The organism is Lentibacillus salinarum (assembly GCF_042679865.1).
GTDB lineage: Bacteria > Bacillota > Bacilli > Bacillales > Amphibacillaceae > Lentibacillus > Lentibacillus salinarum.
Window position 1 is genome coordinate 1 of the sequence record NZ_JBHTNH010000051.1, and the last position, 7,283, is coordinate 7,283.

The 7,283-nt window shown below is 43.4% G+C and carries 4 protein-coding genes, 14 tRNA genes, 1 rRNA gene and 1 riboswitch; of the genes, 16 read left to right on the forward strand and 3 right to left on the reverse strand.

The genetic code is table 11. The features are described 5' to 3' along the window. Positions 1-98: 98 nt before the first annotated feature. From rrf to ACFQ4A_RS16660, 16 genes are all read left to right on the forward strand, one after another. A 5S ribosomal RNA gene (rrf, locus tag ACFQ4A_RS16585) occupies positions 99-214 on the forward strand. A gap of 150 nt (positions 215-364) precedes the next feature. Further along, positions 365-436 (forward strand) — tRNA-Asn (locus ACFQ4A_RS16590). Positions 437-440: 4 nt separating this feature from the next. After that, positions 441-533, forward strand: a tRNA-Ser gene (locus ACFQ4A_RS16595). A gap of 16 nt (positions 534-549) precedes the next feature. Beyond that, positions 550-624: transfer RNA gene (locus tag ACFQ4A_RS16600), tRNA-Glu, on the forward strand. Between the two features lie 55 nt (positions 625-679). Then, positions 680-755, forward strand: a tRNA-Val gene (locus ACFQ4A_RS16605). A gap of 183 nt (positions 756-938) precedes the next feature. Next, positions 939-1,015: transfer RNA gene (locus ACFQ4A_RS16610), tRNA-Met, on the forward strand. Positions 1,016-1,091: 76 nt separating this feature from the next. After that, a tRNA-Asp gene (locus tag ACFQ4A_RS16615) sits at positions 1,092-1,168 on the forward strand. Between the two features lie 163 nt (positions 1,169-1,331). Further along, positions 1,332-1,407, forward strand: a tRNA-Phe gene (locus tag ACFQ4A_RS16620). A 17-nt stretch (positions 1,408-1,424) separates the two neighbouring features. Continuing rightward, positions 1,425-1,509: transfer RNA gene (locus tag ACFQ4A_RS16625), tRNA-Tyr, on the forward strand. 11 nt (positions 1,510-1,520) lie between these two features. After that, a tRNA-Trp gene (locus tag ACFQ4A_RS16630) sits at positions 1,521-1,594 on the forward strand. Between the two features lie 15 nt (positions 1,595-1,609). Next, positions 1,610-1,685, forward strand: a tRNA-His gene (locus ACFQ4A_RS16635). Positions 1,686-1,703: 18 nt separating this feature from the next. Then, a tRNA-Gln gene (locus tag ACFQ4A_RS16640) sits at positions 1,704-1,778 on the forward strand. 6 nt (positions 1,779-1,784) lie between these two features. Further along, positions 1,785-1,856: transfer RNA gene (locus ACFQ4A_RS16645), tRNA-Gly, on the forward strand. Between the two features lie 17 nt (positions 1,857-1,873). Then, positions 1,874-1,944, forward strand: a tRNA-Cys gene (locus ACFQ4A_RS16650). A gap of 16 nt (positions 1,945-1,960) precedes the next feature. Further along, a tRNA-Leu gene (locus ACFQ4A_RS16655) sits at positions 1,961-2,042 on the forward strand. An 892-nt stretch (positions 2,043-2,934) separates the two neighbouring features. Then, on the forward strand, positions 2,935-3,486 hold the full coding sequence (locus tag ACFQ4A_RS16660; RefSeq protein WP_382402524.1) for an arginase family protein: 552 nt from the start codon (positions 2,935-2,937) through the stop codon (positions 3,484-3,486). 57 nt (positions 3,487-3,543) lie between these two features. On the opposite strand, the gene ACFQ4A_RS16665 is transcribed toward ACFQ4A_RS16660, so the two are convergent. From ACFQ4A_RS16665 to tenA, 3 genes are all read right to left on the reverse strand, one after another. Next, positions 3,544-4,530, reverse strand: coding sequence for a diaminopimelate dehydrogenase (locus tag ACFQ4A_RS16665; protein ID WP_382402525.1), 987 nt, complete (start codon positions 4,528-4,530; stop codon positions 3,544-3,546). 647 nt (positions 4,531-5,177) lie between these two features. Continuing rightward, a complete protein-coding gene (locus tag ACFQ4A_RS16670; RefSeq protein WP_382402526.1) occupies positions 5,178-5,693 on the reverse strand; it encodes a hypothetical protein in 516 nt (171 codons plus the stop codon). A gap of 394 nt (positions 5,694-6,087) precedes the next feature. Continuing rightward, entirely contained in the window at positions 6,088-6,774 is a 687-nt protein-coding gene (gene tenA, locus ACFQ4A_RS16675; RefSeq protein ID WP_382402527.1) for a thiaminase II, read from the reverse strand. 135 nt (positions 6,775-6,909) lie between these two features. Beyond that, positions 6,910-7,015: riboswitch (TPP riboswitch) on the reverse strand. Positions 7,016-7,283: the final 268 nt, after the last annotated feature.

The window sequence follows — 7,283 nt, forward strand, 5'->3', positions numbered from 1 at the left end:
AAAAACCCTTGCATTTTTCGTCAAAAATGCCTATAATAATTCTTGTCCTTAAACATAATGGGTTCTGTGATGAACAGAGCACCATGAGATTTAAACGGTCTGGTAGCAATAGCGGAGAGGACACACCAGTTCCCATGCCGAACACAGCAGTTAAGCTCTCCAGCGCCGATGGTAGTTGGGGTTTAACCCCTGCGAGAGTAGGACGCCGCCAGGCAGATCTATTCCATAGCAGTTGGTCGGAAATAACCGTTGAAACAATTATGTAAAGCCCTGCCAGGAATGCGGGATCATCGAGTGAGCTTGCAACGCGACGGGCGCACCACCACATATGGTTATAATACCTTGATGCTCTCGATCAAATTATTCCACAGTAGCTCAGTGGTAGAGCAATCGGCTGTTAACCGATCGGTCGCAGGTTCGAATCCTGCCTGTGGAGCCTTGGAGAGCTGTCCGAGTTGGTCGAAGGAGCACGATTGGAAATCGTGTAGGCCGCTATCGCGGTCTCGAGGGTTCGAATCCCTCGCTCTCCGCCACTTTAATTATAGTTCTGGCCCGTTGGTCAAGTGGTTAAGACACCGCCCTTTCACGGCGGTAACACGGGTTCGAATCCCGTACGGGTCACCATTCTTTGTTGAGTTACTGTTGTCATGTTAATCTCCGGATGAGCATATTGTGAATCGGAGGATTAGCTCAGCCGGGAGAGCACTTGCCTTACAAGCAAGGGGTCGCAGGTTCGAACCCTGCATCCTCCACCATCAAATACAATTCTATAATTAATTCATATCGCGGGATGGAGCAAGCCCCTATCATCGTTGAACTAACATCCATGTGCAGGCTTGTGAGGAGTGCGGTATCTTTGAAACAATTTGCAACACGACGAACAGTTGAATTTGAACCATAAAAGATACAAAAATGATTTATTAATATTTATTTCATATCGCGGGGTGGAGCAGTCTGGTAGCTCGTCGGGCTCATAACCCGAAGGTCGCAAGTTCAAATCTTGCCCCCGCAACCAAAATTATTTAATTCACTACACTGAATAAACATCAATGCTAATTGAAAATTAATAGTGTTGTGAAGTGCAACCAAATGGTCCGGTAGTTCAGTTGGTTAGAATGCCTGCCTGTCACGCAGGAGGTCGCGGGTTCGAGTCCCGTCCGGACCGCCATTAGAAATAAATTATATATATATTGGCTTTGAGTTGGCCACTTGCATAAATGATGATCATCTATGTAGGCTTGCGAGGAGTGCTGCTTCATCGAATTGACATGCAACACGATGAGCACTAAAATATAATAGTGGATAACAATAAAGATAAACTATCTACATACGGCTCGGTAGCTCAGTCGGTAGAGCAACGGACTGAAAATCCGTGTGTCGGCGGTTCGATTCCGTCCCGAGCCACCATTTTGCGAGTATCATATGGAGGGGTAGCGAAGAGGCTAAACGCGGCGGACTGTAAATCCGCTCCCTCAGGGTTCGGGGGTTCGAATCCCTCCCCCTCCACCACTTTTCATCATAGGGGTATAGTTTAATGGCAAAACGAAGGTCTCCAAAACCTTTGATGTGGGTTCGATTCCTACTACCCCTGCCATATTTTCTTACTATGGCGGTCGTGGCGAAGTGGTTAACGCACCGGATTGTGGCTCCGGCATTCGTGGGTTCGATCCCCACCGGTCGCCCCATATCATTTTGAATGTTATTGGGCTATAGCCAAGCGGTAAGGCATCGGGTTTTGATCCCGTGATTCGCTGGTTCGAATCCAGCTAGCCCAGCCAAAATATGCGGAAGTAGTTCAGTGGTAGAACACCACCTTGCCAAGGTGGGGGTCGCGGGTTCGAATCCCGTCTTCCGCTCTTTTATTTTACTTATTGGCGGTATAGCCAAGTGGTAAGGCAGAGGTCTGCAAAACCTTTATCACCGGTTCGAATCCGGTTACCGCCTTCAAGTTAACGACTATGCCTGAGTGGTGGAATTGGCAGACACGCAGCACTCAAAATGCTGTGCCTACGGGCGTGTGGGTTCGAATCCCACCTCAGGTATCAAATATAAGGCATACAAATACTAAATATTATGATCGTAAGAAATGAGACAGGGGATAAATCCTTGTCTTTTTTTGTATTTAAAATGGAATAACCGTTATTTTACTAAATGATAATTATTATATAATAAATTTATCGTATTTAGGCGAGAAGATTCCATCCTCAGGCGAAGTAGGGTGGAGATGAATCGCCTTCGGACAAGGAATGGCTCACTTGCCATCTCAATTGTCCGACCATTGCAAGATAATCGGAATCGTCCGAAACGTCGTATAGAGTGCTTCTAAACGCCCGACCGGCTCTCGGAGTCATCCGAAACGTCGTATAGAGTGCTTCTAAACGCCCGAACGGCTCTTGGAATCGTCCGAAACGTCGAATAGAGTGCTTCTAAACGCCCGACCGGCTCTTGGAATCGTCCGAAACGTCGTATAGAGTGTTTCTAAACGCCCGAACGGCTCTTGGAATCATCCGAAACGTCGTATAGAGTGCTTCTAAACGCCCGAACGGCTCTTGGAATCGTCCGAAACGTCGTATAGAGTGCTTCTAAACGCCCGAACGGCTCTCGGAATCATCCGAAACGTCGTATAGAGTGCTTCTAAACGCCCGAACGGCTCTCGGAATCGTCCGAAACGTCGTATAGAGTGCTTCTAAACGCCCGACCGGCTCTCGGAATCATCCGAAACGTCGTATAGAGTGCTTCTAAACGCCCGAACGGCTCTCGGAATCGCCCGAAACGTCGAATAGAGTACTTCTAACGCCCGAACGTCTCTCGGAATTCGTTCGAAACGTCGCATAGAGCACTTCTAAATACGGGGATAGCCTAATAAATAATCAGTGGTTACACTGATGTTCTTAGGAATCTTCCACTTCAATCAGACTGTAAGCTCGATAAGTGATGAGAGGTTTAATTGACCATCATACCGATACAATTTCAAGTCCCAGTGATTCACTCATTTCCTGTGGATCCTGGGTATTGGATTCCCTTCAAGATCTCCCCATGCTAAAGAAAGTGTTTATAATTGGCGTGAGTAAAGAGGCATTACAACATATTCCCGCATCTATTAGCAAAAACATCGTAACCTACACGGAAAATTCACTCCAATCAAACTTTACAATAATCATACAATCTATTTCACAAAATATACCGACGGATTCCGTTTATATCAGTATGGATAAAGGTGTACTGGATAGAAAAAATGCTTTAACGGGTTGGGACCACGGAACATTAAGGTTAAAGCAAATGATGAAAATGATGAAGGCACTTTTTCAGAATGAGAATGTCAGCGGGGTCGATGTTTGTGGGGATTACCCGGTAAATCCAACTAATGACTATGAGAGCCAGGATAAGGGTGCCATAGAGAAGAACAATTGTGCTAAGGGTTATACTATCGAATGCCTCAAAAAATGGACACACTATAAATTTTCTGTGTTGTTGAACGCCTTATAATAGGAATTAAAACGAAACAACTCCCTTCAATCAAAAAGGGAGTTGTTTAATCATAACTTATAAATAATCTTTTCTTAATTCCTCTGCTGATCGTGGTGAAATATAACCCGGTGCGACATCATATACTGTTTTGGCACCAAATTGTTTTTCCTGGCTCATTCGATGGGCAGCTCTTGCATAGGCAACTAATACACTTGATGTAAATTCAGGGTTACTGTCTAATGTAAGCGAGAACTCATAAAGTTGGTTATTATCTTTACCAGTCTTTCCACTTCGAATAACAAAACCGCCATGTGGTGCTTTGGCGTGGTCGCGTTCCAATTCTTCCTCTGAGATAAAATTCACTTCTGTATCATAATCTGCGAAATAATTTGGCATGGTTTTGATTTCATGTTCGATTGCTGATTTGTCCGCATCCTCTTGAGGAACAATGTAGCAAACGCGACGGTGTTTTTCAGATGTTGATAATTCCGGATTGACGCCGCTGCGAACTTGTTCAATTGCTTCTTCTGATGGAATGGTGTATTGTACACCATTTTTAACACCATTCACGCGTCTTACGGCATCAGAGTGACCTTGGCTAAGACCTTTTCCCCAGAATGAATAATTTTCCCCGTTAGATAAAATCGCATCCGCCATTACCCGGTTGATGGAGAATAGGCCTGGATCCCAGCCGACAGAGATAATAGCGGTTGTATGATGGTTGGCTGCTACTTCATTGACTGATTGATAGAATTCAGGGATTTTTGCGTGTGTATCGTAACTGTCTACAGTGTTGAACATGCTGGCGAAGTGTGGTGTTTGTTCGGGTAAATCTGTTGCCGATCCGCCGCAAAGTAACATGACATCAATAGCCTTCTGGTAATCACTTGCCTCATCAATATGTACAGCTTGTACACCAGGCTCATCAATACCGAGTGTTTCTGGGTCTCTTCTAGTGAAAACGGCTACTAATTCCAGGTCATCAGTCGCTTTAATCGCTTTGACGGCTCCTTGTCCAAGATTACCATAACCAACGACTCCCAGTTTTATCTTATTGCTCATATACATGTCTCCTTTATGCTAAGTCCTTAATAGAATGCTTAAGATGTCCTTTATTATAAATCAATGAGATGGCTTTTGAAAATATTTGACTCACTTTTGTGTCGGGGAAATGGTTAAGCAACATAATTGTGGTGCGGTGCGGCGCCAACAGAAGTAGCCTCGTCAGGTGTTACGAGGGAAATCGGTGACTCGATGGAAACCCGTCCGGCTAAATAAAGCTGCGCCTGAAGTGTATGCACTTCTTGTCAGATTGCAGACTTAGCACCTGCCGCCGATGCAGATACAAATAAAAATCAAGGAACATCCAACGGCGGATGCCTTGATCTTTTATTTGATCGCTATCCTCACATGTTTTTTGGCAAGCGGCAAAATGGTGAAGTGGCTGCACTAAAGACATTTTCAAGACCGATTTCGACGATGTCTTTCCTTGCCACCTTTCATGGCATTTAATTCTTCTTTGCTTTTATTTTTCTTCTTTTTGCCTTTATCAGTACTCATTGAAATCCTCCTTTTTTCATAGTCTGAGCTAATTCCTCACAAATAATGTAAAGAAAGACAGTTTGTTTATGGGGAAAAGAAGGGTAATCAATCAGCATTTAATGAACCTGCCGCTTAACATCACATAAAGACGCCAAGCAGCGTGTTCTTCACTCAAAATAACAAATACCCGGATCTGCTGTATTGTATTGCTTTGGAAAAACAAGTTCTTCTGTATAGGGCGACGCAACACCCATGTTAAGCTTCCTACAAGCTGTTTGAGCCAAAAATGCTTTGGCACCCTGAATGTCACAACGGCCCATCACGATATCATTCATAACATTCAGGGATAACATGTTCATGGCCTCCTGATCGCACATTGAGCTAACTTCACCTTTTGTACGGTCGATGGTAAGACTACCGTCAAATATCGTGATATCGTCATATAAGTGGAGTGGTACCTGATAATCAATTGTTTGTTCCAAAAAATCAGGATGCGGGTGCGGAAAGTTATGTGGAACCGTCTCGCGGTGAACGATTGTCCGTTTCCACGGCCCATTATGATGCCACGTCAGTTTGCTCAACGATGCTTCTTGCGGATAACCATATTTATTAATTATTTTTTTTGCTCCCTTTAAAGGCTCACCTTCCCAATGGTTTAAGATCTGATTAATGTATTCATCCATATCATCGCCTCCATGTCAGTTGCCTAATGGTATTGTATGGTACGGTTTTATTTTGTGTTACCGGGCAGTCTGTCTTGGCTTGAAAAATCACTTTAGATCTATTTTAAACTTCAGAAAGATTAATAATTTTGTTATAATAAAAATTGAGCTACATAAGCAGGATGGGGCGATGGAACCTTTACAATACCAATTAACAAACGTTTCCAGGATATTAACCCTGAAAGTCCTTTTCTGGCTGAAGCTTCATGCAATGACCATTTCTTTTTACGAATTTGTCTGACTTTGAAAACAACTCGGGAGTCCTCTTTGATGGTTCCGAATGGCACTGATGGCAACTGCCTAATAATGCAGGAATAAAAATGGCATCCTGCGATGAAACAGGATGCCATTAACTTCAAATATTATACAGTGCTCCTCTGTCCGATAACCAAATTTCTTTCGTATAGGCCATCTCCCAAAAAGCGAGTTCGTATTCTTTTGCGATCACGAATTGTTCCTTGATTTTTTCTTTTTCTTTGTCACTGGCTTCCTCAGCTATCTCATCCAGCAAATCAATTTGCTCTTGTGTGGATGTCTGGAACCAATTATCTGCATACATGTTGATCCAATTTTGATAGATGGTTTGCCCCGGCTTCGCATCCTGGTTTTTCTTTCCGATATCAGCATACAACCAGTAGCACGGAAGCATGGCAGCAACCGTCTGTCCGATTTGTCCCGAGAGCGCTGCCCGGTACATATGTGATGTATAGGCATACGCGGTCGGCGCCGGTTTGAAATGAAGCATATCATCCTCGGTGATGTCCAGCAGTTCCGCATGTTCACGATGGACGGTCAATTCCGCTTCTGCCGTCATTTTGGCTTTTTCAGCAAGCATCGCTGATACCTTAAAATCATCTGATTGTGCAGCTGCCATGGCATGTATCTTGCCAAAATGTTTTAAATAGTAGATGTCCTGAAGAATATAAAACTTGAACGTATCGAGCGGCAGATCCCCCCGTACAATCCCCTGAACAAATGGATGATTTAGACTTTGTTCCCAGCTTTCCTCTGTTACCTGACGTAATGACTCGGTAAAGCGCATAAATAAATCCTCCCCTTCTTAATTGATAGTGACCCGACATATGGGCCCGGAGGAAAGGGAGGCATTCAATGATTATTTCGAACGTATGCACATACCTTATGGATCATTTACGTTTGGAATGTCCTATTTTAATTGATGCTGAATGATCCACTTTCCTCCGCTGGCTTTAACCAGGTCAGGTTCAAAGGGTCTTAGAGTTCACTCTAATCTCAGCCTTATAAAGGCACCCCTAGTGAAAATGCTATACAATTCGTACTATAACATAGCTGACGGAAAAATAAAACAGCTTGTAGTCTATTTAAGGATTTCAGAGCATTCTGATGGTTTAAAGAATAAAGAGGTAATGATGTTTACACATTGTCTTATATTACCGATATAAAAATCGGGAGTTTGACACCCAAATTGAATAAAAAGTGACCGTAAGCCAACTCAGGCTTATATTTTTTTGTCAAATTTTACTTAAAATTATTGCGTACTATTTCGTACTATCGTATAATAAGGATACTAGC